Below are 14,372 nucleotides of genomic sequence, written 5' to 3'. Positions count from 1 at the left end.
TACCAACAAATACCTTCATAATTGGCTAGTTCTTCCAGTTCATGAATTCTGGCCAGATCAATTATCGCCGTTTTCTCTTTCAGCAGATGGCGGTAGGTTTTTGCGTCGAAATTTTTATGACTTATTATCACCACATCGTTTTCAGAAATGGCGGTTTCCAGATTATAGGTGAGGTGCTCTGATAAATGCGGTAACCGTTCATTGATGTAAGCTTTGTTGGCGCCGATGAGTGTCGACAACCGGACGTATTCATCATAAATAGTAACATGATATCCTTTCCCGATCAGCGTTTCTGCCAGTTCAACAAATGGACTGAACCGAAGGTCATCTGTTCCTTCTTTAAAACTCAATCCTACCAGGCAAATGTTTTTCTTGCCCGTACCGCTTATTAATTCAAAAGCTTTTTTCTTGTGTTGCTCGTTGCTGGAGTTTATCATGGCCAGCACCGGGGTGTCCAGGTAATTATCGTGGCCCATTGTCACCAGCCCCTTAAGGTCTTTAGGCAGGCACGAACCGCCATACACAAATCCCGGTTTCATATAAGCCGGTGAAATATTCAGCCTGGTGTCTTTGCAAAACAGGTCCATCACTTTAAACGGATCGATGGTGAGCGCCTTGCAAATGGTTCCTATTTCATTGGTGAACGCGATCTTCAATGCATGAAAGGAGTTGTTCACATACTTGATGATCTCGGCTACTTTCACATCCGTTATTTCAATGGGCGCTTCGAGGCAACTGTATATGGAAGCCACCTGCTCCATGGCATAGGTATTATCACCACCAATTACCGTAACTGAGGGGTGATAATAATCATGCACCGCAGAGCCCTCGCGTAAAAATTCCGGGTTCGATACCACTGAAAAATGTTCGCCTCTTTTCCTGCCTGAAGATTCTTCAATGAGCTTGCCATAGCGGTAGTTGGTGCCCGGCACCACGGTGCTTCGGATAACCACGGTGTGAAAACTTTCTTTTGTTTTCAGTGCTTTGCCTATTTGTTCGGCCGTTTTGAAAATGTAAGAAAGATCCAGGTGTCCGTGTAAAGAAGGCGGTGTGCCTACACAAATAATACTAATGTCAGAATTGTGCACTGCTTCCTCCGGGCATTCGGTAGCTGAAATACGGCCGCTTTCAAAGCCTTCGCTGATGATGTTGTTAATGTCTTTTTCAATGATGGTAGGTTTGCCCTGGTTGATGAGATCAACCTTGAAACTGCTTACATCTACACCAATCACATCATGCCCGTTTTTGGCGAGGCATCCAAGACTAACGCATCCGACATACCCTAGTCCAAAAATTGAAATTGTCATAGTACTTACGATTTATAGCGATTGATCTGCTCTTTCATGAATGCTGTCATATCATCCCATTGATCGAGCAATTTGTTTCTAACCCGGGTTTGGTTTTCCACATCGAATTTTTTCTGCAACGTTTTGTTTATAAATGTCAAAGCAGTTTCAGCTGGTAAATGTTCCAGCATACCTGATTGCATCAACAGATCATTCGCCTTCATATTCCTGATTCCACAGTATACGCTGGGCACTCCCAGCATGGCGCCTTCTCTTGCCATACTGTCGCCAGATGAGATCATCATTCTGGAATAATAGATCAGAGAGTGAATGTCCTCAACCGGTTCCTGCAAAATGGTCCAGTGTTTCGGATACCTGCCGGCCATGCTCTTATCTTCGAGTGATAAAATAACTTTTGTGTTTGCCTGTATCTGGCCGGCAAAAGAACCCACGATCCCATCCTGCTGGTTATAGTAGTTAAATGATTTATTACTGACCTCTCTTATGAAAATGTAGTCATACGGGGTAAGCCCGTGTTTAGCCGGGATGTCTTCCGCCGGGTGAAACCGTTTCGGGCTCAGGTAACTCCATTCTTTTAAACAATTAAAAACCGATACTTTATGGTTCTTTTTAACAATGGGTGGAAAGAACAATTGGGTAGACAGGCTGGCATTGATCTGGTTGACCTGTTTCCGCTCAGGATCATCATAAAACTGGATGATCGGAATTCCGGCAATTTTGCAGGCCAATGCCAGTGGTATACTGCTTGCTGCCACACATATATTATAGTTCTCTTTTTTGATCAGGTCTAAAAAAGCCAGCGTGCGTTTTATATTGCCATTCCAGAGAATCGACCAGCGGGTACCGTGGCTGCTGCCCACGGGAACTAATTGAAAATTTGGGTATTCTCTTTTTATTATGTTGGGTAGCTTTCCTCTTTGCAAATAACAGATGGTTACGTCCCAGTTTTCTTCCTGCAACTCATTGGTGAGCCCTTTGAATAAATTCAGCTGGGCGGGATGTTTGATGTCAAAAAGGATTTTCATACCTGTTGTACTACATGTCTAATTTCTGAATGCGGTCTTCTCCAAAGAACAGGTCGTTGAACCAGTTCTTATCTTTTTTTGGTTGTGCAGTTTTCTTATGCGCCAGTTTCTGCATCATCGGTTGCCAAACTCCCGTCATGCGGCAAATGTTTTCTGCATGGGATGCGCCTTCTAAAAAGCCAAACCTGGGAATGGTAAAACTTTCACTCAGCAACGCCGGGGTTAAATATTTTGGTTGTGAAGAGAATGCCAGCCGGTAATTCAATGTTTTCAGGACCTTGATTTCGCGCCGGCTGTAATCACCATTGGGGTAAGCAAAATAAGCCACCTCTTTTCCTGTCCATGACTCCAGCTTCTGCCGTGACCCCTTTAATTCTTCATACACCTGCATTTCGGGACAGTTGATCAATATCGGGTGTGTTTGGGTATGAGAGCCAATCGTGATATAAGGCGACCTGGCCGCCATTTTAACCTGCTCAACCGTCATGGCGTCGCGGCCGGGATAAATCATCTGCTTAATTTCCTGTAGTATATTAACCCGTTCTTCTTCCGGTATTTTTTTCAACTGTTGTTTTGAAAAGCTGGTCAGTCCCTGCCGCTTTGCCTGGGTTACATACGACCACCAGTAGGCGCCTTCTTCAGCCGGGGTGGTGGAAACAAAAATGGTTACCGGCACTTCGTTGCTGATAGCCACTTCCACTACATTGGTTAGATTGGTTTGCCAGCCATCGTCAACGGAGAGCAATACCGCTCCTTTTGGAAAAGGTATTTCACCGTTTATGATTTTTTCGAGATCATGGGGACTTATAAATTTGAAGCCTTTTTTCCTGAACCACCTGATCGTGAATTCAAATTCATCCTTTGCCGGCTTGTGAAAATAAAGGGAAAGGATACATTCTGTATCCAGTGCTTTTTGGGTTGCCTGTTTTACCCGCCCGGTGAGGATAAGGGCATTCGCTGCCAAATGCGCAAGCACATTTCTGAGGTTTTTTTTCATGTTCATACCACTTAGGGGTCGTTAATCAATTTTATATTGTTGTTTCTGTTCTGGCTGGGTTAACATGGCTTTTAGGAACGCTGGAATACTCGTAAGGTCCCAGGATTGATCTTTTATACACGTCAACGATCCGCCTGGCAACGGTATCCATATCGAGCCCAAGGTCAATAATGCGTTGCCTGCCGTTGGTTCTGCCAGTAAGCCTGGTTTCATGTAATGCCATATGGATCTTTTCTGCAAATTCCCTGGGATCAAAAGAAGCCAGGTAGCATCCGGGGGTATTGCCTAACACCCATTTTACATCCCCAACGTCTGTCGATACAATAGGGCAGTTGCAGGCCATCGCTTCTTTAATTACGTTCGGTGAACCTTCCATAAAAGAGGGAAATACCAATACATCCGCTTCATTCAAATACCAGGGAATTTCTTCATGCGATACCGGGTATGGAGAGATCAGTTCTGCATTCTCCATTCCTGGTTGTTGAAGGGCTGCCTGCGCCAAAGCGAAATTCTTTCCGGTTTTGGTTCTGCTACCAAGGAATAATACTTTCTTTTTTCCACTGGAAGCCAAATGCCCATCGCGTTCGTCCGGTGACAGTGGTTTGAATTTTTCAAGATCTACGCCATTGGGAATAATGAATGATTGCTGCTTGCGGTAAACCGATGCGGAGATATTGGCAGATTTGGAAATAATGGCGCTAACGAAGGGTTGTATCAGCCAGGTGAGAAAGGAGGATAGCTTGCTTTTCAACACCACTGTGTTCTTTCCCTTGTATTCACCATTGGCATCGGTGCCCATTAGTGACAATACAACGGGTATTTTTCTTCCGGCGCCAATGAGTGCTGTCCAGCCGCAATAAGTGAAGTGTGCATGAATAAGATCATATTGTTTTTTTTGCAGGAACCTGCGAAGTCTGAAGCCGGCTTTTATATAACCCAGCAATCCTTTACCAACAACGGGGAAATAGTCAACGGCTACACCTTCACTTTTCAACGACTCGCCCTGGTCTTTAATAAAGGGCACTATGCCGAAATTTTTATTGTTGCCACTGCAAACAAAAAGCACTTTCATAAAGTCAAATTATCAGGGTAATATAATACTGGGTTTACTTTTTTTTAGTTCTTCCCCGGCTAAAACATCCTCGTAGGTTTGTACAAACGCGTTTCCCATCCGGTCGAGTAAAAAGAATGCTTCAATGATCTTTAGGCCTGCTTTTCCAAACGCGGTACATTTTTCGGGGTTATCTATCAAACCGCAGATCAGTTCGATAATTTCTTTTTCCGTTTCATGCGTGAGCAGATAACCGTTCACCTGGTGATGCACTATCTCTTTGGTGCCGCCGGCATCATTGGCAATAACAGGTTTGGCCAGGCTCATATATTCAATGATGGAATTTGAGATCCCTTCTCCATTTATTTTATCTGAAAAAAGAACCCCGATGGTACAACTGTTCACCAAAGCTTCCACCTCATTAATTCTTCCCGTGAGCACTATCCTTGAGTTCAGTTTAGCCAGTTCGTGGTATGGTTCAACCTGTGAGTCAGTAAAGTCGCCTACTGCAACAAAGGTGATATCATCCCTGGTGCCGGTAATTTGTTCGGCAATGGAGAAAAATAACGGATAATCTTTTTTGTTCGAAAAGCTGGCAACCATTACCACTGCATATGGCGTTTTGATACCATGTTTTAATTTTATTGCCTCCGGGGTAGCGAGGTTTTCGAAACGAGAAAAATTCAAGCCATTATAAATTACTTTAGATTTTCTTTCCGGCGGCCTGAATGCAATCAACCCCGCCTGTGAGTTGGCAATAATGATTTTTGAAAAACTAAAATTGATCTGATCAATCAATCCGTTAAACGACCATTTTGTTGCATTGGATGGGGCACAGGTAATTTGGCCATTCACCAACGGAATACCCATTACTATAACTGCCGGAAGTGCAAAAAACGATTGCATGCGCCCCCAGGTGTGAATGATATGTGGTTTGAACTGTTTACATTTTTTATAGAATTTAAAAAAAATGGTGAGGTCATTTTTCTTCCAGCTCTTCGGGATAACCTGGTAGTTAATGTTAAGCTTGTAAAAGGAAGGATATTCGATCATTGGATCGGTTACAATAACCATTAGTTCATATTGTTCCTTACCCTGCAGGTAAGTAAGCAGTTCTATCAGCCTCCTTTCTTTTCCGCCCCCCATTAAACTTCCGATAAAAAAAATAATCCGGGTCTTTTGGTTGTTCTCTGTCATGTCGAAAGATTTTCTTTGTGAATTGCATTTAAGCAGGGGCATTAAAGTAGGTACTACTGGTGATGGGCTTATCAGTCTTTGAAAGGTAATTGAGCAGTTGCCTGGCCACTATTCTGTAATCATGATAGTGGGCCACATATTGCCGGCCGTTTTCCGCCATCAGTTGATACAGCTGAGGTGTTACCGAAGCATATTTACTGCACAGTTCAAACACATCTTTATACACTATTCCAAGTTCATGATTCGAAATAATTGAATCGGGATTCACGTTTATGGTTGATAGAACAGGCGTACCAACCGACCATGATTCGAGAAAGGTATTGCTGAATCCTTCAAACCGCGAGGTGTTCAATAAGAATTTTGCTTTTGCCAAAAACGGCAGCACCTGTGTTCTATCCAGGAAACCTGAAAATTTTACATTCGGTAACTGTTTTAATTTTTCCAGGTAGGTACTGGTTTCTTCATCACTGTTCGATCCGGCCTTACCCGCAACCATAAATTGTTCTTTTTTTAAAAGACTGGCAACCTGGTATAACAGCTTTAGATTTTTAGGGTATCTGTACAGGCCAAGCCAGGCTATATAACCGCCTGAATGATCTTCTTTGGGCAGTTCCTGATTGTTTAAATAATATGGGTTGGAAATTTTTATGGCCGATTTATGGGGAAATTTCTTTTTGATCTTTAGTAGCTGGTAATTATTCTGACATAATATATGATGCGACATTTTGAGCCCCCAATACATCAGTAATTGATGTATGGCTGAATTGCTTTCACGGAAACGCTTGTCTAAATGTGCATCGCTGGAGATGCGTTGAATATATTTAACGTGTAATATCCGGCAGGTAATTGCCAACAGCAGGGTGCCCCAGCCCGCAATACCCGAATAGAGATAGTCAGGTTTTGCTGCTTTGATCTTTTTATAAGTATGCGGCAACCGGTAATAGAGCCACCGGAACCACCGGATACCTTTGTTGAAGTTGTACATCGGAAGGATCCTGATATTCCTGCATTCATCTTTTAATACGTATTTACTATCGGTATTCGTCATTACCAATACTTCCTGTCCCTGTTCTATAAGCCCCAGGATCCAGCCATAGGTTTGAACTGCAGAACCGCCACAGGGCTTTTCATTTACCTGCATCAGGTTAATGATCTTTTCATCGATAAATAAGAACCTTGCCATTGTTGTAGAGTTGAGAATGAGGAGTTGAGTTTTATACGATCTCAGGTTGTTTAAAGAGGTAAGGCTGTTCTTCAGGAACTTCTTCCTGTTTTGATACGGGAAGCATAAGCACCAACATCTGTAATACCGATGCTGCGGCTTCGGTATACCGGCCACTACCGGTATATGCCAGGAAGGTGGCGCAACAAAACAGAATGATCAATTTCTCCTGGTAGGTGCCCGATGCCCTGAACGATTTCAGAAAGGCTGTGCCCATCATAAGCAGGTAAAGGGTTAGGCCTATAAGTCCGCTCGAATGGGTAATGTTGGTTAAATCGCCATGCAGGCTTCTGTCGCCCAGGATGCCATTCCCATAATTACCGGCGCTGTTAAATAGGTCGTAGCCGGTCCAGGGGCTGTAGGCATGATACACAAACATATCAGCATATAAAAGATCGTATTCAAGGAATCGTTTTTCTTCTGCCAGGTCCCGGTCATCCAGTTTGCGTAGCTCTACCCGTTGTTTGAACTCGCTCATGAAATCAGTTTCAGTATAAATAAAATAAGCAACGGCCCCTAAAACGCCCAGGGCAACCAGTAACACTTTTGCTTTTTGCCGGGTGAGCATGGTCATCAGGTTTATAAGAAGAGCCAGTGCGCTTAAGCTCATAACCGTGCGCCGAAGGGAGAGCAAAACGAGAAAGAATGCAACCATGGCAACACCCAGATAAAGCACTTTCTTTTCGTTAATACCCCTGTTAAGTACAACAAAAATAGCGAGCGGTAACGTGTTGAAGGCCGCGGCATACAGGTTGCCATATAAAATGCCCGACTTGATCCCGTACATTTCTGCAGGGGCAAACTTATATATGGTGGCCGCCATTGAATTCATTATAAAAAGAATAAGTATCAAAAGCGCTGCCTGTGACAATTCCTGGTAAATAACGGCTGGCGGATGGCTTTTATAGAGCGCAGCTATTAGTGGCACCGATATAAAAAACCAGCACACGGAAAAAACGTAAGGCCGTACAAGTACCAGGTCTTGCGATCTGTTCAGCAGCAGCAAAAAATATCCTATTAAAAGAACAGCCCAGATATTTTGCCGGTAGAACGAAGGGTTCTTTATTATCTGTACTAAAATTAACAACGTTATTATTCCGTAATAAAGAAAGGCCGGTGATACGTCGCTGACGATTTTTTCAGTAAAAAAAAGTACAGACAAATACACAACACAGAAGTCACTCTTTTTAAATAGAATGTATGCTGAAAGCCCAAATATGAATACAACTTTAATGACCAGAATAAACGAATCCATAATATTCTTCTTATCAGTTCATAATAATTGAAAAGCGTTCCCGGACAACCTGGGCGAATTTTGCATAGAAAGCATCGCCTGACAAATTCTCCCTGGCATATTGCAGGGTTTTTAATCGCATTTGATCCAGTTTGCTGTAATTGGATAAAAGTGCTTCCAATGACGCAGTCAGTTCTTCCAGGCTGTTTGATTTAATAACGAACCCGTTTTCTCCATTATGAATATTGAATTTGGTGCCACAGGTATCGGTACAGATCACCGGCAGACCGCAGCCCATGGCTTCGTTCACCGAGATGGAATATGGTTCATCGATGGCCGGTAATACAAAAATGTTGTGCGAGGCATATAAGGTCGACATCTGGCTAAAAGGAACATTTTGTTTCCACTCAACGCGGTCGTTCAATCCGAGGTCATAAGCGGCTGCTTTAATTTTCATGAACCTGGTTTGTTGTTCCTCATTAGCGCACTCACCGGCAATAGTAGCCGTGAACCGGTACTGGTTTTTAAGTTCCCCCAGTGCCTGCAGAAAAAGCATATGTTTCTTCCTTTCCTGATGGTATTTACCAATCATTAAAATTCCGGGCCCTTCGTTGGATATGTCTTTTCTGCAGGCGTGTTCTGGAGTAATACTAACTGGCAAGGGAACGTGATACATATACCTGGGCCACCCCTTTTCTCCTGGTGAATCGTTGCTTTTTATCGGTGTTATCCAAGCTGCTTTGAAAAAATCTATTGTGAACTTTTGCTTTAAAAGTGTTTTTCGTGATCTGGTTCTTAGCAGGTCTTCCTGGGTATAGAAAATGATCTTTGCTTTTATCAGCAATGCAAAAAAAGCTGCCAATTGGGAGAATAGTTTGTAGGGATCACGGATCACAACGATCTGTGGTTGTAGTTGCTTCATTGCCCGCCAATAGGTGAACGCACCGGGAAAATAAAACCGTTTGTTTGACTGGCCTTTATCGAATTTCTTTTCAATGAACCGGCTCAGTTTACTTTGTTTATAACAAACCGGTGTTACCAGGCTATGGTCTTCAGTGGCGCCTATACAGGATACATGAAAAAACACTTCGTGGTTTTTTTCCAGCAATATTTTTATTATCTGAACCTGGTTGGTATGGAACCTCGGCGCCACAAAAAGGATTTTCATGTACTTGTTGTTTAGGTTGCTAGTTTTTGCTGAAGGCTTTATCAGATTTGAGGAATTTTATGGAGGTTACCATTTGGCGCAACTCCTGTCTCTCTGTTTTGCGCAATCCAAAAAAGTAAAATGCAATTAATGAGGTAAGGAAGACTGTTGGCGCCAATAGGGCCAATTGATAGATTGTAACAACACCGGTTATGGAGGCCAGCCATACGGCCAGGCCAAATAAAATAAAGGAGGTGAAAAAAGGCCGGTAACTAATTCTGAACTCACTTTGCGCCCCTGACTGCATAATACCGGCCAGTATTTTTCGTTGCCCTATAAATAAGAACAAGCGGCTTATGATAAGGGCCAAACAAAGGCCTACAATGCCCCATTTGCTTGCGAACAGAATTCCAAAACCTGCAAACAGGGCGCCCGAGATCAGCGTAAGAAAAACCTTCTTCTTAATATCCAGGGTAGCGCTGATGATACAGGCATCATTCTTCACAAAGGTGTCCTGCATGATGGTAATCATGATCATCACGTTCGCCAGCTGACCGGCAAAATGTTCTTTGCCTACCCATACTTTTAAAAAGGTATGGTTGAATAGAATAACAGTGACGCCAAAAGCGGTGGTCAGCAACAGGGTGACGCTGTTTATTTTTTTTCTTACATTATTTATTTTTTCGTATTCTTTCAAGCCCAGCAGTTTTCCTACGCCTGGCATTATACCTAATATCAACCTGTTTATAATACCCTGTAAAGCCATTGGAATAAACTTCGTAAGGGTGTAGTAAGTTACAGTTACAGGACTGGTGATGATGCCCAATAGCAATTTGTCGCTGTTGCTGTTCACTACATTGGCGCCCGCATCGGCCAGGTACCAGGCGCTTAATTTCCCGAACCGTAAAATATTGGCCCGTGAAGGTCTTTTGATCCCGAACCAGCCAATATTCTTTTTTACAACTGCATAAAAGGAGAGCCCGGTGAGCAGGGTGTCAACCAGTTGAACGGCTGCCAGGCCAGCCAGACCATACCCCATTTTAATGACCAGTACTTTTAAGCCGCCGCCAATGATCACGATGCCTGCGCGTAAGCCCATCCGTTTGAACGAGAGGTTCATGCCCCGCAGGATCGCTTCAAACAATTCGAAAAATTTGAAAATAATAAGGGAAAACACCAGCAGGGAGCAAGTGGTCCTTATCAATGTATAATGTGCCAGACCGGCGTGCGTAATAAACGGGGCGTACCAGGAAATAATGCTGCCACCTATCAGTAGCACCGGCATTATACAAAGCAATACGATAAAGGCGGCGCCGGCATCGCTTTGCAGTTCATCTGCAGTGGCCACATCCTTTTTTTGTGCAACCGTCCATTTCAGCACCTGCGATGCCCGGGTATCAGTAATATTGATGTACCCCGTTAACTGGCCAAGCATTTGCCAAATGCCGAATAAGGAGCTGCCCAACCCGCCCACAATAAACGGATTTACAAATAAACCGGTAAGCCGGTTGGCAATGTAATCCAGCATGCTGGAAAGCGTATTCAGGTAGGCTCGTTGCTTCAGATTTTCCTTTTTGCCTTCACCGTTTTTGCTGGTAATAACTGGCTCAGCCGGATTATTTATCAAAGGTTCCGTGATCATGAGAGGGATGATTAAAAAGCGTTATACATGCACCATTTCCAACTGTTCGATAGCATAAAATGACTTATACCATGTAATGAATTCCTTTATGCCCGTTTGCAGAGACGTGGAGGGCCGGTAATGGAAGTTGGTGGCGAGTTGGTTTATATCTGCCCAGGTTGTTTCCACTTCACACCGTTCGCCGGTCTTCATTTCTATTTTTGCCTTCTTATCGCAATTCTTTTCTATTTCCTTTACCAGATCCATTAACTCAACCGGGTTATCATTGCCGATATTATAAATGCGATAGGGCGCTATGGAGCTGGAAGGATCGGTCTGCAGCGCACTCCAGTCAGGATCAGGTTGGGCAGGTTTGTCAAGTACCCGCACAATGCCCTCAACAATATCATCTATATACGTAAAATCGCGTTTCATCTGGCCCCCGTTGTACACCGTAATGGGTTGATCTTTTATAATTGCATCGGCAAAAAGAAAATAGGCCATGTCGGGCCGGCCCCAGGGCCCATATACCGTAAAAAAGCGTAAGCCAGTGGTAGGCAGGTTGAATAAATAACTGTACACATGGGCCATCAGTTCATTCGACTTTTTCGTTGCCGCATATAAAGAGATGGGATGGCCGATGCTTTGGTTAACCGAGAATGGCATTTGTTCATTTAAACCATATACGCTCGATGAACTTGCATATACCAGGTGTTGAATGTCATGGTGCCGGCAGGCTTCTAAAATATTGAGGAATCCCACTACGTTCGATTGAATACATACATCCGGGTTGTTAATTGAGTATCGTACGCCTGCCTGCGCTGCCAAATGAACTACCAGGTCGAATTTCTCCTTTCTGAAAAGATTCATCAGCATTTGTTTGTCTTCCAGGCTTAGTTTAATGAACCGGTAATTGCCATACTTGCTACTGTTCACCGTGCTGTTCCATTCAATGCTGTTCTTGTTAATGCCATTCTCAGCCAACCGCGCATATTTTAAATTGGTATCGTAATATTCATTGATGTTATCAAGACCTACTACATTTTCACCACGTTCCAGCAATTTTCTGGTAAGAAAATAACCGATGAATCCGGCACTACCTGTTATCAGAATGTTCATACCCTTATTTTTTTATCTTTTTTTGAAAAATGAAAGATCTTCTGGAATTTGGATCTTTTATTTTCGCGGTCGCGATAAACGTTTTCATAGCCATATCCATAACTATAGCCATACATGCCTTTCAAAATACCTCTCGATCTGATGCCGTTGAATACGATGCGTGGATTCTTCAGGGCTTTGAACTTATTGTTATTGTCGAGTATTTGTACCATGGTTTTTGGCGTGCGGTTATGCCTGATCACAAACAGGGTAATATCGCAGAACTCGGAAAATGTATAGGAGTCAGAAACAGGGTCAATGGGGGAGGCATCCAGTACTATGTAATCGAACCTTTTGTTGAGATAATCGATCAGGATGTCGAGCCTTCCGCTCAGGATCAATTCCCGCGAATTTTCTTCGCCCCGGCCCGCACTCACCACAAACAAACTTTTGTGTTCGGTGGTCATAATAATTTCTTCCGGCTTTTTTGATCCCTCCAGGAATTCAGCTACCCCTGCCTGTTGGTCTATGCCCATTAGCGCAGATGTTCGGGGCTTTCTGATATCGAGGTCAACCAGTACCACCTTGTGGCCGGCCAGGGCCAGGCTGGTAGCCAGGTTGGTGCTTATATAGGTTTTGCCCTCTCCGGGAACGCTGGAGGTGATCAGGATCCTTTTTATATTGATCTCCTTTTTACGGCCAAATAAACCAATGGAGGCGCGCAGGTGCCTGAACTGTTCGGCAACAATGGATACCTTGGAGCTGCTGTTCAGCAGGGATTCCTTGTCCTTGTTGGCCGAGATCTCTGCGATCACCGGCACATTGGTGAGCGATTCAATTTCAGACCTGAACAGGATCTTCTTGTTCATCATTTCCTTGAGGGATACAATGCCGATGCCCAAACCGCCAAAAACTGCCAGCACTCCAAAGTAGGTCAGCATTTTCTTGGGACTAACCGGGATTACGGAAGTACTGGCCATGTCAATGATCTTGCTGTCGGAATTGGCGCTCGAACTGGACAATGCAGTTTGCTCACGCTTTTCGAGCAGGTAACTGTAAATACCTTTCTTTATCGCCTGTTCACGGCTGATACTCATCAATTCCCGTTCTTTTTGTGGAATGGTGCGCAGCATGGAATTATAGTTACTGCTTATTGATGTGAGGTTCTTTTTACCTGCATCCAGACTAAGGCGATAGTTCCTTAATTTTTCCAGTACTAACGGTCTGAGTTGTTCGATCTCTTTGGCCACGCCAATGGCAGATGGATTATTTTCCGCCGTTGTTTTCATCAGAGATGCATATTCCATCTTTTTGTTGTATAATTTCTGCATCAGATCGCTTAGTACCGGGTCAGCAATGCCCAGTGTTGAAGGTACCAGGTCGCCGGTGCTCGATCTTGAATTCACATAGCCTTCCATTTCATCGAGCGCTGCCACCTGCATGCTCAGGTCGGCTATTTTCCGGTCATTGTCGCCCACGTTTTGCAGGTACATTTTACCCTGTTCGCCCAGGTCAACCACATCTTTATCGGTCCTGAACGTTTGTACGAGGTTTTCAATGGAGTCTAATTCTCTTTCTACTTTTACCAGGCGTACTTCAATAAACTCAAGCGTATTGGCGGCCATCCCCTGCTTTTCATCAATGGATTGCCGGTTATAAGCGATCAGCAGTTTATTCAGAATGTCTTCACCCCGTTTGGGTATTTCATCACGCAACGTAACGTCAATGGTGGTTGACAATTTATTAGGTGAGTTTACAACCAGGTTGAGGAGAAGACCGGGGGCCACATCTTTAGGCCTGTTCAATGCGAAGAACAGTGGACCCACAGGTGTTGCTGATTGCTTTTCGTTTGGGATAAATTTCAGGTCGCCCCAGCGTGTTTTGCACCACATTCTAAGCGGGTATTTCCTGTTCTCAATTATCACTTCCTTTACTTTGTCGTGGTACCCGTTCCAGGCTGCCTGCTGTTCTTTAGGAGAGTAATAATTTACAGCTATGGCGATATCAGTATCCCCGGTCTCCGTCAACTCGTCGGGGTTCTTTGCCACTATTGAGACCGGAGAACTGATGTAGGCGGAGGTTTGATTAAATTTTCCCAGGCTGAAATCGGGCGCCTCATGGATAGGCGCATATAACAGCAACTGGTTAATCACCTGGTTCATCAGTGTTTTTGAATGAAGGACCTCTATTTCATTTTCAGCAATATTTTTGGTGGGATAAATTTGCAGTGCTTCCATGGAGCCCGATTCATCCACGCCCTTTTTCTCATCTTTGACCATAACGGTGGCATAGCTTTCATACACCTTTACTGCAACAAAATTCATGTAAGCCCATGCGACCGCAAGGCCAACAACAATAAGTATGAGAAATAATGGCCAGTAAGGCAAATACCAGTTGATGATCAGCGAACCGATATTCTTTTCGCTTTTCGAGTTTAAATTAGCTTGCATAATTAATTTCTTGTAATGTGGTC

Annotated in this window: 11 protein-coding genes; all 11 read right to left on the bottom strand. The window is 43.8% G+C overall.

Features of this window, described 5'->3' with window-relative positions:
• Positions 1-1,307, bottom strand: a 1,307-nt coding sequence (locus ACJ751_RS10105) for a nucleotide sugar dehydrogenase (RefSeq protein WP_407745368.1), incomplete at its 3' end; no start/stop codon positions are given.
• A 5-nt stretch (positions 1,308-1,312) separates the two neighbouring features.
• A complete protein-coding gene (locus ACJ751_RS10100) occupies positions 1,313-2,332 on the bottom strand; it encodes a DUF354 domain-containing protein (RefSeq protein ID WP_407745367.1) in 1,020 nt (339 codons plus the stop codon).
• Between the two features lie 10 nt (positions 2,333-2,342).
• Complete coding sequence (locus ACJ751_RS10095; protein ID WP_407745366.1) at positions 2,343-3,329, bottom strand: polysaccharide deacetylase family protein; 987 nt, start codon at positions 3,327-3,329, stop codon at positions 2,343-2,345.
• Between the two features lie 31 nt (positions 3,330-3,360).
• Positions 3,361-4,401 carry a glycosyltransferase family 4 protein gene (locus tag ACJ751_RS10090; RefSeq protein WP_407745365.1) on the bottom strand — a complete coding sequence of 347 codons (1,041 nt, stop codon included), beginning with the start codon at positions 4,399-4,401 and terminating at the stop codon, positions 3,361-3,363.
• A 12-nt stretch (positions 4,402-4,413) separates the two neighbouring features.
• Positions 4,414-5,577, bottom strand: a complete 1,164-nt coding sequence (locus ACJ751_RS10085) for a glycosyltransferase family 4 protein (protein WP_407745364.1) — start codon at positions 5,575-5,577, stop codon at positions 4,414-4,416.
• 28 nt (positions 5,578-5,605) lie between these two features.
• The gene (locus ACJ751_RS10080; RefSeq protein WP_407745363.1) at positions 5,606-6,760 is read right to left on the bottom strand and encodes a glycosyltransferase family 4 protein; all 1,155 of its coding nucleotides are present in this window, start codon (positions 6,758-6,760) and stop codon (positions 5,606-5,608) included.
• 31 nt (positions 6,761-6,791) lie between these two features.
• The gene (locus tag ACJ751_RS10075; RefSeq protein WP_407745362.1) at positions 6,792-7,727 is read right to left on the bottom strand and encodes a hypothetical protein; all 936 of its coding nucleotides are present in this window, start codon (positions 7,725-7,727) and stop codon (positions 6,792-6,794) included.
• Positions 7,728-8,067: 340 nt separating this feature from the next.
• Positions 8,068-9,201 carry a glycosyltransferase family 4 protein gene (locus tag ACJ751_RS10070; RefSeq protein WP_407745361.1) on the bottom strand — a complete coding sequence of 378 codons (1,134 nt, stop codon included), beginning with the start codon at positions 9,199-9,201 and terminating at the stop codon, positions 8,068-8,070.
• Positions 9,202-9,220: 19 nt separating this feature from the next.
• Entirely contained in the window at positions 9,221-10,822 is a 1,602-nt protein-coding gene (locus ACJ751_RS10065) for a lipopolysaccharide biosynthesis protein (protein WP_407745360.1), read from the bottom strand.
• Between the two features lie 21 nt (positions 10,823-10,843).
• Positions 10,844-11,920, bottom strand: coding sequence for an NAD-dependent epimerase (locus ACJ751_RS10060; RefSeq protein WP_407745359.1), 1,077 nt, complete (start codon positions 11,918-11,920; stop codon positions 10,844-10,846).
• Complete coding sequence (locus ACJ751_RS10055; RefSeq protein WP_407745358.1) at positions 11,917-14,349, bottom strand: GumC family protein; 2,433 nt, start codon at positions 14,347-14,349, stop codon at positions 11,917-11,919. The genes ACJ751_RS10060 and ACJ751_RS10055 overlap by 4 nt, the downstream gene beginning before the upstream one ends.
• Between the last annotated feature and the right edge of the window lie 23 nt (positions 14,350-14,372).

The organism is Niastella sp. (genome assembly GCF_045805085.1).
Taxonomy (GTDB): domain Bacteria; phylum Bacteroidota; class Bacteroidia; order Chitinophagales; family Chitinophagaceae; genus Niastella.
This window is presented reverse-complemented; position numbering and strand designations above follow the sequence as displayed.

Excerpts from the sequence above, each read along its gene's own strand:
- ACJ751_RS10055 (WP_407745358.1), bottom strand. The coding sequence starts at position 14,349 with ATGCAAGCTAATTTAAACTCGAAAAGCGAAAAGAATATCGGTTCGCTG.
- ACJ751_RS10070 (WP_407745361.1), bottom strand. The coding sequence starts at position 9,201 with ATGAAAATCCTTTTTGTGGCGCCGAGGTTCCATACCAACCAGGTTCAG.
- ACJ751_RS10100 (WP_407745367.1), bottom strand. The coding sequence starts at position 2,332 with ATGAAAATCCTTTTTGACATCAAACATCCCGCCCAGCTGAATTTATTC.
- ACJ751_RS10065 (WP_407745360.1), bottom strand. The coding sequence starts at position 10,822 with ATGATCACGGAACCTTTGATAAATAATCCGGCTGAGCCAGTTATTACC.
- ACJ751_RS10090 (WP_407745365.1), bottom strand. The coding sequence starts at position 4,401 with ATGAAAGTGCTTTTTGTTTGCAGTGGCAACAATAAAAATTTCGGCATA.
- ACJ751_RS10060 (WP_407745359.1), bottom strand. The coding sequence starts at position 11,920 with ATGAACATTCTGATAACAGGTAGTGCCGGATTCATCGGTTATTTTCTT.
- ACJ751_RS10085 (WP_407745364.1), bottom strand. The coding sequence starts at position 5,577 with ATGACAGAGAACAACCAAAAGACCCGGATTATTTTTTTTATCGGAAGT.
- ACJ751_RS10080 (WP_407745363.1), bottom strand. The coding sequence starts at position 6,760 with ATGGCAAGGTTCTTATTTATCGATGAAAAGATCATTAACCTGATGCAG.
- ACJ751_RS10095 (WP_407745366.1), bottom strand. The coding sequence starts at position 3,329 with ATGAAAAAAAACCTCAGAAATGTGCTTGCGCATTTGGCAGCGAATGCC.